The following is a 15,432-nucleotide window of genomic DNA, read 5'->3' as shown; positions in this document are numbered from 1 at the left end:
AGCAGGAGACGAAGATGAGCGATGCGATGGTGGCGAGCTTGGACGCGGTCGAGGCAAGCGGGGTGGTGACCGGGCGGCCGATGCTGGCTGGCGGGGGCGCGGTGCGGGATGCCGGGTTCGGCGCGTTCCTGAGGAGCGGCAGCACCGCCGAGGTGAAGGCGATGAGCGGGACAGGCGGGGCCGAGGGCGGCTTTGCCGTGCCGCGCGAAATCGACGAACAGGTGGATGCGACGCTGAAGTCGCTGTCGCCCATTCGCGCCATCGCCAATGTGGTGCAGGTGGGGACGAGCGGATACCGCAAGCTGGTGGCGAGCGGGGGCTTTGCCAGCGGATGGGCCAGCGAGACGGGCCCGCGGGCCGAGACGGCGACCCCGGTGTTCAACGAGATCGTGCCGCCGTCGGGCGACCTGTTCGCCAATCCGGCGGCGAGCCAGGCGATGCTGGACGATGCCGCGTTCGACGTGGAGACGTGGCTGGCGCAGGAGATCGCCGCCGAGTTCGCCGTGGCCGAGGGGACGGCGTTCGTCACCGGCAACGGGGTGAACAAGCCCAAGGGGTTCCTGACCCAACCGGTCAGCACGGCGGGCGATGCGACGCGGCCGTTCGGGACGCTGCAGGTGGTGCCGGCAGGCGCGGCGGGGGCATTCGACGCGGCACCGGACGAACGGCTGATCGACCTGATCCATGCGCTTCGCGCGCCGTATCGCCAGGGGGCGGTGTGGGTGATGAATTCGGCGACTTTGGCGGTGATCCGCAAGCTGAAGTCCGGGGACGGCGAGCTGATCTGGTCGCCGGGCATTGCGGCGGGGCAGCCGGCGACGCTGCTCGGCTATCCGGTGGTGGAGGCGGAGGCGATGCCGGATATCGCCGCCAACAGCCTGTCGATCGCATTCGGCAATTTCCGTGCGGGCTATCTGATCGCGGAACGGGCGGAGACGCAGGTGCTGCGCGATCCGTTCACCAACAAGCCGTTCGTGCACTTCTATGCCACCAAGCGCGTCGGCGGGATGGTGAGCAATTCGGAAGCCATCAAGCTGATGCGGTTCAGCGCGGCGTGAGGATGGGTGGGGTGACGGCCAGGCTTGTCCTGTGCCTCCACCCCACCCCCAGCCCCTCCCCTGAAGGGGAGGGGAGTCCCTAAGAAGGAGGATGCGCATGGACGGGGGATTTCCCGCGCCGGTGATGGCGGCGGCGGGCGCGGCGGCGCGCGAATACTGGCGGATGGGCAGTGGCGAGGCGGCGCTGGTCGAGGGGCTGGCGGCGACCGCGCTGACGCTGGCGGAGCAGTTTACCGGCACGGCATGGGTGGCGCGGACCGGGACGGCGGTGCTGGCGGCGAGCCATGCCTGGCAACGACTGCCGTTGGCCGGGGTGACGGCGATTACCGGCGTCGAGGGGCTGCCCGCCGAGGGTGCGGCCTTTGCGCTGCCGGTGGATGCCTATGCCGTGGATATCGACGCGGCGGGGCAGGGTTGGGTGCGGGTGATGCAGCCGGGCGGCGCGGGGCGGGTGCGCGTGACCTATGCGGCGGGCGCGGCGGCCGACTGGGCCGCGATCCCTGCTCCGATTGCGCAGGGTGTGGTGCTGATGATCGGGCATTTGCACGATCACCGCGGGACCGAGGTTCAGCCGCCCGCTGCCGTCGCCGCGCTGTGGCGGCCCTATCGCGCGCTGACGCTGGGGGCCGGGCGATGATGGCGCGGCTGGAGGCGCGGGGGCGGGCGCTGGTCGAGGATCGGGTGCGGGCGCGGCGGGAGCGGATCGCAGCGGGGCTGGAGGCGGTGCCCGGCGTGCGTGCCTCGGTCGAGGGCGATGCGGTGGTGGCGCGCGGGCGCGGGCTGCTGCGCCGCTGGCTGACCGAGGCGGACGTGCGGGAGGCGGGGCGATGAGCGCGGCGGCGGTGCTGAAAGGCGCGGTGGCGAAGGCGCTGAGGCCGCTGGGCGTGGCGGTGCTGGACGGGCCGCCGGGGCGGGCGCTGCTCCCGCACTTGATCGTCGAGAGCCCCGTGCTGGCCGACTGGTCGGCGCGCGGCTGCGAGGGGCGCGAGGGGCGGATCGCGGTACAGGTCCATGCGCAGGGCGAGCGACCGGACGAGGCGGAGACGATGCTGGCGCAGGTGGAGGCGGCGGTGCTGGCGCTGCCGACGGGGCTGGCGGAGGGCTGGCGGCTGGTGGCGCTGAGCCTGGTGCGGAGCCGGGTGGCGCGCGGCGGCGAGGGGCGCTGGATCGGGCTTGCCGAGTTTCGGGTGCGGATGGTGCGGGTGGAATAGCGAAGTCCGCGAGCGGTTGGCTTGGGGCTCTGGGCTCCTGCTTTCGCAGGAGCAAGACATATTCTGATGGGAGACAAATTATGGCGGCGGAGCGGGGTAGCGCGTTTTTGCTGAAGGTGGGCGATGGCGGCGAACCGGTGGCGTTCACGACCGTGGCGGGGCTGCGCACGACGCAGCTGAGCATCGCGGGCGAGCAGGTGGCGATCACCAGCAAAGATTCGGGCGGCTGGCGCGAATTGCTTTCGGGGGCGGGCACGCGGATGGTGAGCGTGTCGGGCGCGGGCGTGTTTACGGGTTCGGCGGCGGAGGCGCGGCTGCGCGGCAATGCGCTGGCGGGCACGATCGACGATTACCGGCTGAGTTTCGAGAGTGGCGAGACGATGACGGGCAGGTTCCTGATCACGCGGCTGGATTATGCCGGGGACCATAATGGCGAGCGGAGTTATACGGTGAGCCTGGAGTCCTCCGGTGCGGTGGTGAGCGCGTGATGGGCGGAGAAGGACGTCCGCCCCACCACCCCACCCCCGCCCCGGCATCGGGTCGGTCAGTCTCCCAGACTGACCTGAACCGCGCGGGGCGCGGTTCACCCGACGCCCCTGAAGGGGGGGGGAGTAGGGTTGCCAATCCTGTAAGGGGGGAGGCGAGCCTGCGCGTCGCGGGCGTGAGCCTGGTGGTGCGACCGAGCTTTGCGGCGCTGGTGGCGGCGGAGCAGGAGCTGGGGCCGCTGTTCGCGCTGGTCGAGCGGGCGGCGGAGGGGCGGCTGGCGATTGCTGAGATGGTCGCGCTGTTCTGGCATTGCCTGGCCGAGCGGCCGGAGGGGATGACGCGGGACAGCTTTGGCGAGGCGGTGGTCGCGGGCGGGATGGCGGCGGCGACGCCGGTGCTGAAGACGCTGATCCGGCAGATCCTGGCGGGTCGGTGATGGGAAAATCCGATCTGCGGTCGGGCACACCCCTCCGTCAACCCCGGCCTGCGCCGGGGCTGCCACCTCCCCTTGCACGGGAGGAATTTGCCGGGGCTGCGCGGCGGCTGGCGGGGATGATGGGGGCGCTGTTCGGATGGTCGCCGGATGCGTTCTGGCGAGCGACGCCGGATGAGGTGGCGGCTTTGGTCGAGGCAGTTCGCGGGCCGGAGGCGGAGGCGAGCGTGGACCTCGATACGCTGGCCCGGTTAATGAAGGAGCATCCCGATGGATGAGGAGATCGAGCGGCTGGTGGTGAGCGTGCGCGCCGATACGCGGGCGTTCGCGGCGGACGTGGCGACGATGCGCGGGAGCCTGGACGGGCCGCTGGCGGCCGGCGTCGATCGGGCGGGGCGGGCGATCGAGACGAGCCTGTCGCGTGCGATCCGAACGGGCAAGTTCGGGTTCGAGGATCTGCGGCGGAGCGCATTGGCGGTGCTGGGCGAAATCGCAGATGCAGCGCTGGGCAGCGGGCTGGAGGCGTTGTTCGGCGGTGGCGGGCGTCGCGGCGGCGGACTGGGCGGGGCCCTGATCGGGCTGATCGCCGGCGCGCCGGGGCGGGCGACCGGCGGTCCGGTCAGTCCGGCGCGGCCCTATTGGGTGGGCGAGCGCGGGCCGGAGTTGTTCGTGCCGACGGCCAGCGGGACGGTGATGCCGCAGGGCAGCGCCGGGCCACGCGAGGTGCGGGTGGCGATCACGGTGAATGCGGGCGCGGGCATGGACGGGCCACGGGCGCTGGAGCGGTCCAGCCGGCAGGTGGCGCGGGCGGTCCGGGCGGCGCTGGAGGGGTGACCGATGCGCCCCCTATCGGTACGCCAACCGCTCAGGTGCCCGCATAGGACAGCGCGAGGAACAGCAGAAAGGCGCCCATGCCCACGCCGTAGAGTGCCGGGACCAGTCTGAGCGCGATCCGTGCGCTGTTGAGCGGAGGCTTCACGCCCTGACACAATTGCATGATGTCCGTCTTGGCCTGAAGCGCGAGCAGGCCGGAGATGGCTACGGGCAGCGCCGCAAGGCCCATCTGCAATGGGTCAATCCGCGCCCCGAACACGGTTTCACCCAGCGTTAGGATACCGCCGAGCGTCGCAACGCTGACCGACACCATGCTCTTGAAATAATCATAAGCGAGTTCCGGCTGCGCCATGCCCACGCGCGCGACCGGATCGTCCATTGGATCCGGCAGGGCGGCGCGTCGCAAGCTGGGCGGGGCGTCGTCCATAGACTTGGCAGTTCCTTGTGCGCGAGATGTGGGCTGACGATAGCGGGCGGCGCCATATGCGCAAGGCGCGGGTGGCTAACACAGGGAATGCGGGGGCTGGCGCGGACGGGCCGCGGGCGCGGGAGCTGGCGGGGCGGCAGGTGGCTTGGGCGGTGCGGGCGGCGCGGGAGGGGGCGAATTATTGAGCCGGGCCAGTCTCGAATCGGACGTCGCGATAGCCGGCACTTTGCAAGGTGTAGATTGCGCCGCCGACGCAGCGATAGGGCAGTTGCTCATCGCCCTTAACGATGGCTGTTCTGCCCCGCCTGTGCTGCTCGCGCGCAACGGCAAGGAGGGCGTGGCTGTCCGCGATCTTGCGACCATCGACTTCGAGGGCGCAAGCGTCGGCTGGGCCACGCACGATGACCATAAACGGGGAGCCGGAGGGGCTGGCTACGCATCCTGACAGGATCATGGAAACGAGCAGGGTGGTGCGGGCTGGCAAGCGCATCAGTCATGCATGCGGCGACCGCATGGATTGGGCAAGCCGGGTGTTGCCTGGGTCGCTGCGGATCTCGACTTCGCTCGAAGCGAATGGGTCAGGGGGGCAGTCCCCATTAAGCGTGCTCCTGCGGAAGCGGGAGCGCAGGGTTGCGAGGGTGTCGCTTGGGGCTCTGGGTTCCCGCTTTCGCGGGAACACCGTGTGTTCTTGATCAGCGTCGGCTCGGCCAGAAGGCTGCCTTGGTTCAAGGGAAGAAGCCGAGCCTGGGCTCAAGGCCGGGGCGACGGTGATTTTGTTGGCGGCGGTTGGGTCCGTTCTGTCGGGACGGAGGGTGGGTTCGCCCGCTTCTCCGCCCCAACCCGGCACCGGATCGGTCAGTCCCCCGGACTGACCTGAACCGCGCGGCACGCGGTTCACCCGATGCCCCTGAAGGGGAGGGGCTTTTCTGTAAGGACATCATCATGGGGCATTGGTTGATGCGCGGGCGGAGCGTGCAGCAGGAGGGCGTGTTGACGCGGTTCGATCCTGCCTATTGGACGGTCAATTTTCCGCGGCCGATGATGGCGGCGGTGACGACGACGGCCTGGGATGCGATGCGCGTGGACTGCGTGTTCTATCGTCGCAATGATCTGGCCGGGCTGATCTGGGAGGTGGAGGACCGGTTCGATCATCCGCTGCTGACATACGAGACGGCGCGGGATTTCCGGCGGTGCGTGTTGTCGTTTCGCTGGCGGTCGGGCGGGCTGATCCCGCTGGATGCGGTCAACGGCCCGGTGCTGACTATCGAGGGGCGGGATGAAGGTGGAGCGCCGCGCGCCTGGTATGTGCGGCTGTGGAACTATGCCGAGGGCGCGCCGGAGGATGCGCGGGTGACGCTGGACTTTGCCGCGCTGGAGGGCGGGTTCCTGTTGCCTGACGAGGCGGACCCGGTGTTTGCGGGCGATGTCGACCGGATGTTCGTCTCGCTGGTGCCGCCGGGTTATGACGAGGCGGGCGGCGATCTGCCGGGGGCGGTCGAGGGCTGGGCGGAACTGTCGGATATGCGCTGCGAGGGATCGGGCGCGGTGCTGGCCATCGGCGAGGCGATGGTGCCGGAACATGGCCTGTCCATCTGTTCCGGCTATGACGACAGCTATAACCTGACGCCGGAGCGGCTGCTGCGCAATGCGCTGCACCTGGGCTATCGCGGGTCGATCGTCCATTATGTCGGGATGAGCCATTATCCCCGGCTCGAGGCGGCGAGCGGGGGGTTTTACGCGAGCCTGGCGGGCGGCGCGATCAATAGCCCTTGCGCGGCGTGGCACCGGGATTTCGCGGCGCGGGCCATGGCGCTGGGATACAGTGTGATCTGGTCGCTGAGTTACGAATTGTTCGATGCCTATTGCTGGGGCGACTGGAAGCAGCGGACGTTCGACGGCAGCCCGGCGCTGACCGGATGGGTGCCGCCGTCGACGTTGCTGTCGCCTGCCCATGCCGGGGCGATGAGCTATCTGCACGCGGTGGCGCGGGCATTCGTTGGTATTGCGGTCGAGGCCGGGATGCCGGTGCGGTTCCAGGTGGGCGAGCCGTGGTGGTGGGTATTTCCGGGCGACGGGCGGCCCTGCCTGTACGACGATGCCGCGCGGGCGGCGTTCGGGGGCGATCCGCCGGAAATATCGACGGTGCGTGGGCCGCTGAATGCGGCGCAGGTGGCGTTGCTGGATCAGGCGGGCGCGATGCTGGCGGAGAGCACGGCGGCGCTGGGGGCGGCGGTGCGGGCGGTAGCTGCGGATGCCGAGCTGTTGCTGCTCGCCTATCTGCCGCAGGTGCTCGACCCGCTGGCGCCGGAGCTGAAGCGTGCGAATATGCCCATCGGCTGGGCGAGCCCGGCGTTCGATGTGCTGCAGCTCGAAGATTATGACTGGGCAGCGATGGGCAACACGCCGCTGACCGCGCGGGGCGTGGCGGCGGCGGAGGCGCGGCTGAACTATCCGGTGGAGCGCCAGCATTATTTCAGCGGGTTCGTGCTGCGCCCGGAGGATGCCGGGCAATGGGCTGCGATCGACGCAGCGGCAGAGGTCGCACGGGCGCGGGGCGTGGTGGAGACGTTCGTCTGGGCGCTGCCGCAGGTGATGCGCGACGGGTTCATTCATTTCGATGAGGGGGAGGACGCGATGACGCCGTTCGACGATGTGCGCTTTCCGCTGGCGCTGGGGCGCGAGGTGGAGGTGAGCCCGGAACATTCGACCGACATTCTGGAAAGCAGCGGCGGGCACGAGCAGCGCGGCGCCAACTGGGCATCGGCGCGGACCCGGTACGACGTCGGGCCGGGGGTGCGCAGTGAGGCGGATATTGCCGAACTGCTCGCATTCTATCGCGCGCGGATGGGCCCGGCGCGGGGCTTTCGCCTGAGCGATCCGTTCGACTGGCGGACGGGGGCGGGCGAGGGGCCGGGGCCGACGGACGAGCTGCTGGGCACCGGCGATGGCGAGCGGATGCGGTTTGCGCTGATCAAGCATTATGGCGAGGTGGCGCGGCGGATCACCCGGCCGGTGGCGGGAAGCGTGCGCGTGGGGGTGGGCGGTGTCGAGACGGCGACATTCTCGGTCGAGCCGGGCGGATGGGTGGTGCTGGACGTGCCGCCGCCGGAGGGCGCTGCGGTGACGGCAGGATTTGCGTTCGACGTGGCCGTCCGCTTTGCCGAGGACCGGTTGAGCGTCAGCCGGGCAACGTTCCGGGCAGGCGTGGCGCCGAGCGTGCCGCTCATTGAACTGCGCGAGGATTGAGTAATGGCGGGGCTGGAGGGGGAACTCACCACGCTGGCCTGGTGCTGGCGGATCGAGCGGCGCGACGGGGTGGCCATCGGCCTGACAGGGCATGACCGCGACCTGGACATTGGCGGACTGACCTATCGCGCGGCGCCGGGGATGGTGCCGGGCGCGGTCGAACGGACGGCGGCACTGGACGGGGACGGCATGAGCGTGGCCGGCGGATTGAGCCACGGCGCGATCGAGGCAGAGGCCTTGCTGGCCGGGCGATGGGACGGGGCGCGCGTCACCCTGTTCGTGGTGGACTGGACCGATCCCGGTGGCGCGTCGTGGCCGCAGGGCGAGGGCAGCATTGGTGCCGTGGAGATGAGCGACACGGGATTCACCGCAGAACTGACCGGGCGCGGTGCCATGCTGGGCGGCCCGGTGGTCGAGACGACCAGTGCGGGATGCCGCGCCACCCTGGGCGATGCGCGGTGCCGGGTGCCGATGGCGGGGCGGCGGATGCTGGCCCGCACCGCCTCGGTCATGGACGATCGCATATGGATGGATCGTCCGCTCGGCGAGGCGGGCCGTTTCGGGCAGGGCCGCCTGCGCTGGATTACCGGGCCGAACAGCGGATTGGAGCGGCCCGTGGCGGCAAGCGACGGGGACAGCGTCCAGTTGTGGAGCGCGCCGCCGAATGCCGATGTCGGCGCGCTGGTCGAATTGACCGAGGGCTGCGACCGGCGGCTGGCAACCTGTTCCGCGCGGTTCGGCAATGCCGTCAATTTCCAGGGGGAACCGCATTTGCCGGGAATGGACCTGTTGACCCGGTATCCGGGGAATTGAGGTGGAGATCGTGCTGGAACGTGCCCGCGCGCTGATCGGCGTGCGGTTCCGGTTGCATGGGCGCGATTGCCGGCATGGACTGGACTGTGTCGGGCTGGTCGCGCTGGCGCTGGACCGCGTGGAGGCGGTGCCGCGCGGTTACGGCCTGCGGATGAGCGATGCCGAGCGCGCGGGGCAATGGGCCGGCCATGCGGGGCTGGTTCCCGGCACCGGAGCGCCGGGTGAGATCATGCTGATGCGGACGGCGGCGACACAGCTGCATCTGGGGATCGCCACCGAAGCCGGGGGCATCGTCCATGCCGATGCGGGGCTTGGCCGTGTCGTCGAGCGGCCCGGCCCGCTGCCATGGCCGGTGCTGGCAAGGTGGCACGTCAAGGAAGGGGATGGCGCATGGCGACGCTGATACTGACCGCATTGGGCACGGCGGTCGGCGGGCCGATCGGCGGGGCGATCGGGGCCGTGCTGGGCCAGATGGCCGACCGGAGCGTGATCGGCGGCCCCCGCCGGGAAGGGCCGCGACTGTCCGACCTGAAGGTCCAGACATCGAGCTATGGCACGCCCATCCCCCGCCTGTTCGGACGGATGCGCGTGGCAGGCACCGTCATCTGGGCCACCGACCTGATCGAGCGGCGCAGCACCACCGGTGGCGGCAAGGGCGGGCCGAGCGTGACCCAGTATCAATACAGCGCATCCTTTGCCGTGCTGGTGTCCGCGCGGCGCATCCAAGGCATTGGCCGGGTTTGGGCCGATGGGCGGCTGATCCGGGGGCAGGCCGGGGACTGGAAGGTCCGCACGGGGTTCCGGCTGCACACCGGCGACCCGGACCAGGCGGTCGATCCGCTGATCGCATCCGCCATCGGCATTGCCGAAGCGCCCGCATGGCGCGGCCATGCCTATCTGGTGTTCGAGGAGCTGGACCTGAACGAGTTCGGCAATCGCATCCCGTCGCTGACCGTCGAGGTGATTGCCGATGGCGGGCCGGTCGGCGGGCGGGAGGTGCTGACCGAACTGTCCCGCCAACTGGACGCCGAAGCGCCGGGCACCGCGTTGCACGGGATCGCCATCGAGGGCGCAAGCATCAGGGAAGCCGCCCAGCAGGTTGCCGCGATCTCCGGGGGCTGGTGGACGGCCGAAGGCGACAGGCTGGTGCTGGCCGAGCGGACGGACGGCGACCCGGTGACGGTGGCGGACCGCGGGTGGCGGCCGGCGGGTGCCGCCAATCGGGCGATGCAGCGGACGTTCGCGCCATCGAACGACGGACCCGGCGTGATCGGCATCATGCATTACGATCCCGCCCGCGACTATCAGATCGGCGTGCAGCGTGCGGTCCGGCCCGGTGGCGGGATGGCCGAGCGCGTGGTGCCGGTGGTTGCCGCCATTTCGGCCGACGAGGCACGGGCGATGGCGGAGCGCACGCTGATCCAGGCCGATGCCGCCCGAGAGCGGCGCAGGATCGGACTGGACGCCTCCATCCTGGCAATGACGCCCGGCCAGCGGGTGCGCATTGCGGGCGAGCCGGGGATGTGGCGCATCGATACGGTCGTGATCGAGCGACAGGAGCGTTCAGCCCAGTTGGTGCGGATCGCCAGCACCGCCCGTCCGGCGCTGGCGGCGGCGGACCCCGGCCGACCGGTTGTCGAGCGGGACGGGCAGCATGGCCCGACGCGCTTGATCGCATTCGAACTGGGCATCGATCCGGTTGCGCCTCCGGCCACGCCCCGGCTGGCGATCGCGGCCAGCGGGCCCGAACCGGGCTGGCGACAGGCGGTGCTGCTGAAGGCGGCGGCGGGCACGACATGGCAGCCGATCGGCCGCACCGCGCAAGCGGCGGTGATCGGCGTGGTCGAACTGCCCCCCGGCCCGGCAAGCGCGCTGATGATCGATCAGGTCCATCGCCCGATCGTCACGCTGACCGCACCGGACGACATGCTGCAGGATGCGGATCACGCTGCCATCGATGCGGGTGCCAATCTGGCCATGATCGGCGATGAGTTGATCCAGTTCATGCAGGCAGAGCCGCTGGGTTCCGGACGATGGCGCCTGTCTGGGCTTTGGCGGGGGCGGCGGGGCACCGAATGGGCGATGGATCATGCGCCCGGCGAAGGTTTTTGCCTGATTGATCGGGATGCGCTGGTATCCGCCGATCTGACGATGGCGGCGGTCGGCGGCAGCCAGACCGTGGCGGCACAGGGGATCGGCGATGTGGAACCCGTCACGGTCAGCGTGCCCATCGACGCGCGATCCGTCAGGCCGCCATCGCCGGTGCGGATGACGATCCAGTCAGACCCCGAAGCGATGCCGATTGTCCGCTGGACGCGCCGCAGCCGCACCGGCTGGGCCTGGGTCGATGCGATCGATGCGCCGCTGGGCGAGGCGGTCGAGCGATACCGGGTCGAGGTGACCGACGGGGCCGGGCTGACCAGCGTCGATGAAACGATGGCCCCGGCGCTGTCGATCGATCCGGCAGGCCGTCCCAGGCCGTGGCGCATCGCCATAGTGCAGATCGGCGACTATGCCGCGTCGAAGCCGCTGGTGCGGACCATTTCCTGAACCGAATAGCGAGCGAGGACACCCATGACCGATGATGCAACCCCGCGCTGGGCCCTGCCGATGATCCATCCGGGCCAGGCGCAAAAGGAGATGGCGCACAACGAGGCGCTGGCCCGAATCGACCTGTTGTTGTGCGGTGCGGTAGCGGACAGTGCATCCGTGCCACCGGATATGCCGGAGCCGGGGGATGCGTGGATCGTGGCCGCACCGGCAACGGACGCATGGGCCGGACGGGAAACGGAAGTCGCCTGCTGGACCATCGGCGGATGGCGGTTCGTCGAGCCGCAGGAGGGGATGACCCTGTGGTACCGGGCTGCTGATCAGATGGCACGGTTCGACGGAACCGTGTGGCGAATCGGGGAGTGGCGGGGATTCGTTGCCGATGCCGCCGGTCGCCGCGTGACGGGCGAGCGACAGGCCGCCATCGACGCGCCGACCGGCGGCTTCACGGTCGATAGCGAGGCACGCACGGCAGTCAGCCAGGTTCTGTCGGCAATGCAGGCACATGGCCTGATCGAGCCCCTCGATTGATGTGTCGTTTGTGCAACAGTCGGCACATTTGTTCGCTTGCGCGGAAACCTACCTTTGAGTAGGGAGTTTGCGCTGTCCGTAGGACAACCATGAAAGGGGATTATGATGCGGAAGCTGGCCATTACACTGGCGCTTGCCTCGACCGCGCTTGCCACCCCGGCCCTAGCACGCGACAAGGCGTGGTATGTGGGCCTGGATGGCGGCGTGATGATCGTCGAGGATATCGACTATTCCATCGCCACCGTGAACGGCGCCACCGGCACCGTCGACAGCGAGTACGGCTATGACGCCGACGCGGTCGTCGGTTACGATTTCGGCCCGGTCCGCCTGGAAGCCGAAGTCGGCTATCGCAGTGCGGCCGTTGACGATTATGTCAGCTCGACCACCACTGCGGTGTTCAACACCAACGGCGTCGTCGGCAATGCGCCGGCCGGTGCCTATGAAATCGGCGGCCGTACCTCGGCGCTGAGCTTCATGGCCAATGCGCTGCTGGACTTCGGTCCGGACGATGGTCTGCAGGGCTTTGTCGGCGGTGGTGCCGGTGTCGCTCGCGTCAAGGCGCACGACTATCGCATCAACAACCGTGGTGCGTTCCTCGACAACTCGGACACGGTGTTCGCATGGCAGGCTCTGGCCGGCATCCGCGCTCCGCTGTCGGAAACCGTCGATGTGTCGCTGAAGTATCGTTTCTTCAACGCGGACAACGTGTCGTTCTCTGACATCCAGGGCCGTACGTTTGAAGGCCGGTTCCGCTCGCACTCGCTGCTGGGTGGCGTGACGTTCAACTTCGGTGCGCCGACGCCTCCGCCGCCGCCGCCGCCGCCTCCGCCGCCGCCGCCGCCGCCTCCTCCGCCCCCGCCTCCGCCGCCGCCGCCGCCTCCGGTGCAGTGCACCCCGGGGCCGTACATCGTGTTCTTCGACTGGGATAAGTCGGACATCACGCCGGAAGCAGCGAGCATTCTGGACAACGCGATCACCAACTATCAGTCGTGCGGCAACGCACAGGTGATGCTGGCTGGTCACGCTGACCGTTCGGGTTCGGCTCAGTACAATGTCGGCCTGTCGCAGCGTCGCGCTGACTCGGTCAAGGCCTACCTGTCGGGCCGTGGCATCGGTGAAGGCGTCATCTCGACCGAAGCGTTCGGTGAAAGCCGTCCGCGCGTCGATACCGCCGACGGCGTCCGCGAACTGCAGAACCGCCGCGTCGAAATCAGCTATGGCCCGGGTTCGGGCAACTGATCGACCGGATAACGGACGAAATGAATTGGGGGTCGGGAAACCGGCCCCCTTTTCTTTTGGGCGCGAACCGGGGAAGTAGCTGCTGGGCAGCGGCGTATCCCGTCTGGCAGGCTGGCGGGGCGGATGACCCGCTGAACGGTGGGACGTCGGATGAGCCGATCGACCGGCCCGACTGCGCTGCAAGCGCGCCAACCGGTCGACCGGTGGGCCGGATCGCAGGATTGTGGGCGGATCGTCGTCCAGATTTCAAAGCCAGAGCAGTGCGTGCAATCGCGGTCGCCCCGGTGGCTGTCTGGTGCTGCCCCCACCAGAGGTGCTGTGCCGTTCGCCGATTGCCGTCCCGCAGCCGGACAGGCTTAACCACAAATGCGGCTGGTCCGAATGGTCAACGGAGCGTTAACTGCTCCGATGGACATCGATCAGATCGAACGGGCGAGCCCCAATCTTTTCCGCCAGGCGCTCAACCTGCCGCGCCCAAAGCTGCCCAAGCCGGACGATAGTGACATCCGGTTGTTCTTTCTGAGCTTCCTCGCCTTTTTCGTATGCTTCTACACGCTGCTGCTATAGCGCGGCGCTGTCACTGGCCGCTGCGTCCTCCGCCAGACATGCCCTGTGCAGACGATGCGCGATCCAGGCGGATATCAGGCACATGCCGGCCACGACGAGCAGCATGTCCTCCGATGAGATGCCCAGCGCCGTCAGGGCGATGACGAACAGCGCGCCTGCCGTCATCGCACCGGCATTGACGACATTATTGGCCGCCACCGTGCGTGCCGTCTGATCCTTGGTCACGGTCGTCGTCAGAAAGGCATAGAGCGGGACGACGAACATCCCGCCGAACACGGCGACCGCCAGCAACGTGGCCATGACCAACAGGCCCTGACCCTGACTGGCGAATTGGCCGACGGTGTAGAGCGTTCCAGCCGGGGCTGGCACCCACATCCGCACCTCGACCGAAAACAGAACGATGATCGCGGCCATCGCGATGACCGACACGGGTGAGTATCGCGCCGAAACATGCCCCTTCAGCAAGCCGTTGATGATTACCGAGCCGATGGCGACGCCGACCGAAAAGACCGCGATGGTCAGGCTGGCAACCTGTTCATCGCTGGTCAGCACGTTCTTGACGAGCGGCGTGAAGGTGATGATCAGCACCGACCCGATCGTCCAGAAAAAGCTGATCGCACAAATTGCGAGGAACAGCCGGGGGATATGCATGGTGGCGGTGATCAGCCGCCAGGATGCGGTGATCGGATTGTAATTGAGCTTCAGCCGGGGGCCGACGCGGGGCGCTGGGGGCACCATGCGTCCGGTAAACCAGCCGATGACGGCCACGATCAGGACCAGGGCCGCTGCCAGTTCGATGTCCCGGGCGACGAACCCCGCCGTCACCGTGCCCATCAGGATGGACAGATAGGTCGCGGCCTCCACCAGCCCGGTGCCGCCGAGCACTTCATCATCGTCGAGATGCTGGGGCAGGATCGCATATTTGATCGGCCCGAAAAAGGTGGAGTGCACCCCAAGCCCGAGGACCGCGGCCAGCATCATGACAATCCCGGGCGAATGATAGCCGGCATTGGCCAGCAGCATGCCGCCTCCGCCGAACAGCATCAGACCGATTTCCGCCGTCTTGACCACCCGGATGATCCGCGCCTTGTCCATCGTGTCGGCCAATTGCCCGGCCAGGGCGGACAGGAGAAAGAAGGGCAGGATGCCGAAGGCGGTTGCCAGCGCGTTGAATTTGAATTCGACATCGGGATTGTTGAAGATCTGATAGGTGGCGAACAGCACCATCGCGGTCTTGAACAGATTGTCGTTGAACGCCCCCAGAAACTGCGTGATGAACAACGGCAGAAAGCGGCGCTGGCGAAGCAGGCCAAGGGCATTGGTCATAATGAAACGCGACCCATTAGGGGGTGAACGAAAGTGCCAGCGGCATAGCCCAGGCTTCGGCCCTGCTTCAATCCCCGCAGCAGCGACCGCCGATTCAAGGCAAGGCCCATCCGTCCGATTGCCAGTGAACGCCCCAGCGCATAGGGAGTGGCGGTCATGCTGAACCTGCCCAATCTGTTGACGCTATCGCGCATCCTGGGGGTTCCCCTGTTGGTCGGGCTGTTGTGGTGGCCGGGGTGGCAGGCTGGCTATCTGGCCGGGTTCGCGCTGTACTGCATCATCGGGGCGACGGATTACCTGGACGGGTATCTGGCCCGGGCGCAGGGCACGGTGTCGAAGCTGGGCATTTTTCTGGACCCCATCGCAGACAAGATCATGGTGGCGGCGGTGCTGTTGCTGTTGTGTGCAAAGGGGGTGGTGACCGGCATCCACATCGTGCCGGCACTGATCATCCTGGTGCGCGAAATCACGGTATCGGGGTTGCGTGAGTTTCTGGGGGGGCTGCAGATATCGGTGCCGGTTTCCAAGCTGGCCAAATGGAAAACCGCCCTGCAGCTGATTTCGCTGGGCGCGCTGATCCTGATCCTGGGGTTGCCGTCGATCTGGTGGATCGCCCCGGTGGCGCTGAGCGCGTTCTGGCTGGCCGCCGCGCTGACCGTGGTGACCGGTTGGGATTATCTGCGCGTCGGGCTGACGCACATGGACAGCTGA

19 protein-coding genes are annotated in these 15,432 nt (G+C 68.4%); 16 read left to right on the top strand and 3 right to left on the bottom strand.

What is annotated here, in order from left to right; all coding sequences use genetic code 11:
• The first annotated feature begins 14 nt into the window (after positions 1-14).
• The 8 genes from ACPVPU_RS00290 to ACPVPU_RS00255 all read left to right on the top strand — a co-directional run bounded on the left by ACPVPU_RS00290 (position 15) and on the right by ACPVPU_RS00255 (position 4,022).
• Complete coding sequence (locus ACPVPU_RS00290) at positions 15-1,058, top strand: phage major capsid protein (protein ID WP_448658910.1); 1,044 nt, start codon at positions 15-17, stop codon at positions 1,056-1,058.
• Between the two features lie 97 nt (positions 1,059-1,155).
• Positions 1,156-1,695, top strand: coding sequence for a head-tail connector protein (locus tag ACPVPU_RS00285; RefSeq protein WP_448658909.1), 540 nt, complete (start codon positions 1,156-1,158; stop codon positions 1,693-1,695).
• Positions 1,692-1,889 (top strand): hypothetical protein, encoded by a 198-nt coding sequence (locus ACPVPU_RS00280; protein WP_448658907.1) that lies wholly within the window; start codon positions 1,692-1,694, stop codon positions 1,887-1,889. Before ACPVPU_RS00285 ends, ACPVPU_RS00280 begins: the two co-directional genes overlap by 4 nt.
• Positions 1,886-2,269 carry a DUF3168 domain-containing protein gene (locus tag ACPVPU_RS00275; protein ID WP_448658906.1) on the top strand — a complete coding sequence of 128 codons (384 nt, stop codon included), beginning with the start codon at positions 1,886-1,888 and terminating at the stop codon, positions 2,267-2,269. Before ACPVPU_RS00280 ends, ACPVPU_RS00275 begins: the two co-directional genes overlap by 4 nt.
• Positions 2,270-2,349: 80 nt before the next feature.
• On the top strand, positions 2,350-2,757 hold the full coding sequence (locus ACPVPU_RS00270) for a phage major tail protein, TP901-1 family (RefSeq protein ID WP_448658904.1): 408 nt from the start codon (positions 2,350-2,352) through the stop codon (positions 2,755-2,757).
• A gap of 74 nt (positions 2,758-2,831) precedes the next feature.
• Positions 2,832-3,191: a gene transfer agent family protein gene (locus ACPVPU_RS00265; RefSeq protein WP_448660557.1), complete on the top strand. Its 360-nt coding sequence runs from the start codon at positions 2,832-2,834 to the stop codon at positions 3,189-3,191.
• A 116-nt stretch (positions 3,192-3,307) separates the two neighbouring features.
• On the top strand, positions 3,308-3,466 hold the full coding sequence (locus tag ACPVPU_RS00260) for a phage tail assembly chaperone (protein ID WP_448658903.1): 159 nt from the start codon (positions 3,308-3,310) through the stop codon (positions 3,464-3,466).
• The gene (locus tag ACPVPU_RS00255) at positions 3,459-4,022 is read left to right on the top strand and encodes a tail tape measure protein (RefSeq protein ID WP_448658902.1); all 564 of its coding nucleotides are present in this window, start codon (positions 3,459-3,461) and stop codon (positions 4,020-4,022) included. Before ACPVPU_RS00260 ends, ACPVPU_RS00255 begins: the two co-directional genes overlap by 8 nt.
• Before the next feature lie 31 nt (positions 4,023-4,053).
• On the opposite strand, the gene ACPVPU_RS00250 is transcribed toward ACPVPU_RS00255, so the two are convergent.
• Together ACPVPU_RS00250 and ACPVPU_RS00245 are read right to left on the bottom strand one after the other, a co-directional pair.
• Positions 4,054-4,449 carry a hypothetical protein gene (locus ACPVPU_RS00250; RefSeq protein WP_448658901.1) on the bottom strand — a complete coding sequence of 132 codons (396 nt, stop codon included), beginning with the start codon at positions 4,447-4,449 and terminating at the stop codon, positions 4,054-4,056.
• Positions 4,450-4,627: 178 nt separating this feature from the next.
• A complete protein-coding gene (locus tag ACPVPU_RS00245) occupies positions 4,628-4,939 on the bottom strand; it encodes a hypothetical protein (protein WP_448658900.1) in 312 nt (103 codons plus the stop codon).
• A 452-nt stretch (positions 4,940-5,391) separates the two neighbouring features.
• Between ACPVPU_RS00245 and ACPVPU_RS00240 the strand changes: the two genes are divergently transcribed.
• The 7 genes from ACPVPU_RS00240 to ACPVPU_RS00210 all read left to right on the top strand — a co-directional run bounded on the left by ACPVPU_RS00240 (position 5,392) and on the right by ACPVPU_RS00210 (position 13,395).
• Positions 5,392-7,695 carry a DUF2460 domain-containing protein gene (locus tag ACPVPU_RS00240; protein ID WP_448658899.1) on the top strand — a complete coding sequence of 768 codons (2,304 nt, stop codon included), beginning with the start codon at positions 5,392-5,394 and terminating at the stop codon, positions 7,693-7,695.
• A gap of 3 nt (positions 7,696-7,698) precedes the next feature.
• On the top strand, positions 7,699-8,508 hold the full coding sequence (locus tag ACPVPU_RS00235; protein ID WP_448658898.1) for a DUF2163 domain-containing protein: 810 nt from the start codon (positions 7,699-7,701) through the stop codon (positions 8,506-8,508).
• Between the two features lies 1 nt (position 8,509).
• Positions 8,510-8,911: a peptidoglycan endopeptidase gene (locus tag ACPVPU_RS00230; RefSeq protein ID WP_448658897.1), complete on the top strand. Its 402-nt coding sequence runs from the start codon at positions 8,510-8,512 to the stop codon at positions 8,909-8,911.
• Positions 8,899-11,058, top strand: coding sequence for a GTA baseplate fiber-binding domain-containing protein (locus ACPVPU_RS00225; protein ID WP_448658896.1), 2,160 nt, complete (start codon positions 8,899-8,901; stop codon positions 11,056-11,058). Before ACPVPU_RS00230 ends, ACPVPU_RS00225 begins: the two co-directional genes overlap by 13 nt.
• A gap of 24 nt (positions 11,059-11,082) precedes the next feature.
• Positions 11,083-11,589, top strand: coding sequence for a DUF2793 domain-containing protein (locus tag ACPVPU_RS00220; RefSeq protein ID WP_448658895.1), 507 nt, complete (start codon positions 11,083-11,085; stop codon positions 11,587-11,589).
• A 105-nt stretch (positions 11,590-11,694) separates the two neighbouring features.
• A complete protein-coding gene (locus tag ACPVPU_RS00215; RefSeq protein ID WP_448658894.1) occupies positions 11,695-12,828 on the top strand; it encodes an OmpA family protein in 1,134 nt (377 codons plus the stop codon).
• 408 nt (positions 12,829-13,236) lie between these two features.
• Positions 13,237-13,395 (top strand): hypothetical protein, encoded by a 159-nt coding sequence (locus ACPVPU_RS00210; RefSeq protein WP_448658893.1) that lies wholly within the window; start codon positions 13,237-13,239, stop codon positions 13,393-13,395.
• On the opposite strand, the gene ACPVPU_RS00205 is transcribed toward ACPVPU_RS00210, so the two are convergent.
• Positions 13,390-14,721 (bottom strand): MFS transporter, encoded by a 1,332-nt coding sequence (locus ACPVPU_RS00205; RefSeq protein WP_448658892.1) that lies wholly within the window; start codon positions 14,719-14,721, stop codon positions 13,390-13,392. The two genes, ACPVPU_RS00210 and ACPVPU_RS00205, sit on opposite strands and share 6 nt — an antisense overlap.
• A gap of 156 nt (positions 14,722-14,877) precedes the next feature.
• Here ACPVPU_RS00205 and pgsA point away from each other — a divergent pair, with 156 nt between their 5' ends.
• On the top strand, positions 14,878-15,432 hold the full coding sequence (gene pgsA, locus ACPVPU_RS00200; RefSeq protein ID WP_448658890.1) for a CDP-diacylglycerol--glycerol-3-phosphate 3-phosphatidyltransferase: 555 nt from the start codon (positions 14,878-14,880) through the stop codon (positions 15,430-15,432).

This window comes from Sphingomonas paludis (genome assembly GCF_053502515.1).
This window is presented reverse-complemented; position numbering and strand designations above follow the sequence as displayed.

Bases quoted from the DNA above. Each gene is read 5' to 3' on its own strand.
- ACPVPU_RS00280 (WP_448658907.1), top strand. From the start codon at position 1,692: ATGATGGCGCGGCTGGAGGCGCGGGGGCGGGCGCTGGTCGAGGATCGG.
- ACPVPU_RS00240 (WP_448658899.1), top strand. From the start codon at position 5,392: ATGGGGCATTGGTTGATGCGCGGGCGGAGCGTGCAGCAGGAGGGCGTG.
- ACPVPU_RS00205 (WP_448658892.1), bottom strand. From the start codon at position 14,721: ATGACCAATGCCCTTGGCCTGCTTCGCCAGCGCCGCTTTCTGCCGTTG.
- ACPVPU_RS00215 (WP_448658894.1), top strand. From the start codon at position 11,695: ATGCGGAAGCTGGCCATTACACTGGCGCTTGCCTCGACCGCGCTTGCC.
- ACPVPU_RS00250 (WP_448658901.1), bottom strand. From the start codon at position 4,449: ATGGACGACGCCCCGCCCAGCTTGCGACGCGCCGCCCTGCCGGATCCA.
- ACPVPU_RS00290 (WP_448658910.1), top strand. From the start codon at position 15: ATGAGCGATGCGATGGTGGCGAGCTTGGACGCGGTCGAGGCAAGCGGG.
- ACPVPU_RS00270 (WP_448658904.1), top strand. From the start codon at position 2,350: ATGGCGGCGGAGCGGGGTAGCGCGTTTTTGCTGAAGGTGGGCGATGGC.
- ACPVPU_RS00255 (WP_448658902.1), top strand. From the start codon at position 3,459: ATGGATGAGGAGATCGAGCGGCTGGTGGTGAGCGTGCGCGCCGATACG.
- pgsA (WP_448658890.1), top strand. From the start codon at position 14,878: ATGCTGAACCTGCCCAATCTGTTGACGCTATCGCGCATCCTGGGGGTT.
- ACPVPU_RS00210 (WP_448658893.1), top strand. From the start codon at position 13,237: ATGGACATCGATCAGATCGAACGGGCGAGCCCCAATCTTTTCCGCCAG.
- ACPVPU_RS00225 (WP_448658896.1), top strand. From the start codon at position 8,899: ATGGCGACGCTGATACTGACCGCATTGGGCACGGCGGTCGGCGGGCCG.
- ACPVPU_RS00220 (WP_448658895.1), top strand. From the start codon at position 11,083: ATGACCGATGATGCAACCCCGCGCTGGGCCCTGCCGATGATCCATCCG.
- ACPVPU_RS00235 (WP_448658898.1), top strand. From the start codon at position 7,699: ATGGCGGGGCTGGAGGGGGAACTCACCACGCTGGCCTGGTGCTGGCGG.
- ACPVPU_RS00275 (WP_448658906.1), top strand. From the start codon at position 1,886: ATGAGCGCGGCGGCGGTGCTGAAAGGCGCGGTGGCGAAGGCGCTGAGG.
- ACPVPU_RS00245 (WP_448658900.1), bottom strand. From the start codon at position 4,939: ATGCGCTTGCCAGCCCGCACCACCCTGCTCGTTTCCATGATCCTGTCA.
- ACPVPU_RS00285 (WP_448658909.1), top strand. From the start codon at position 1,156: ATGGACGGGGGATTTCCCGCGCCGGTGATGGCGGCGGCGGGCGCGGCG.
- ACPVPU_RS00260 (WP_448658903.1), top strand. From the start codon at position 3,308: ATGATGGGGGCGCTGTTCGGATGGTCGCCGGATGCGTTCTGGCGAGCG.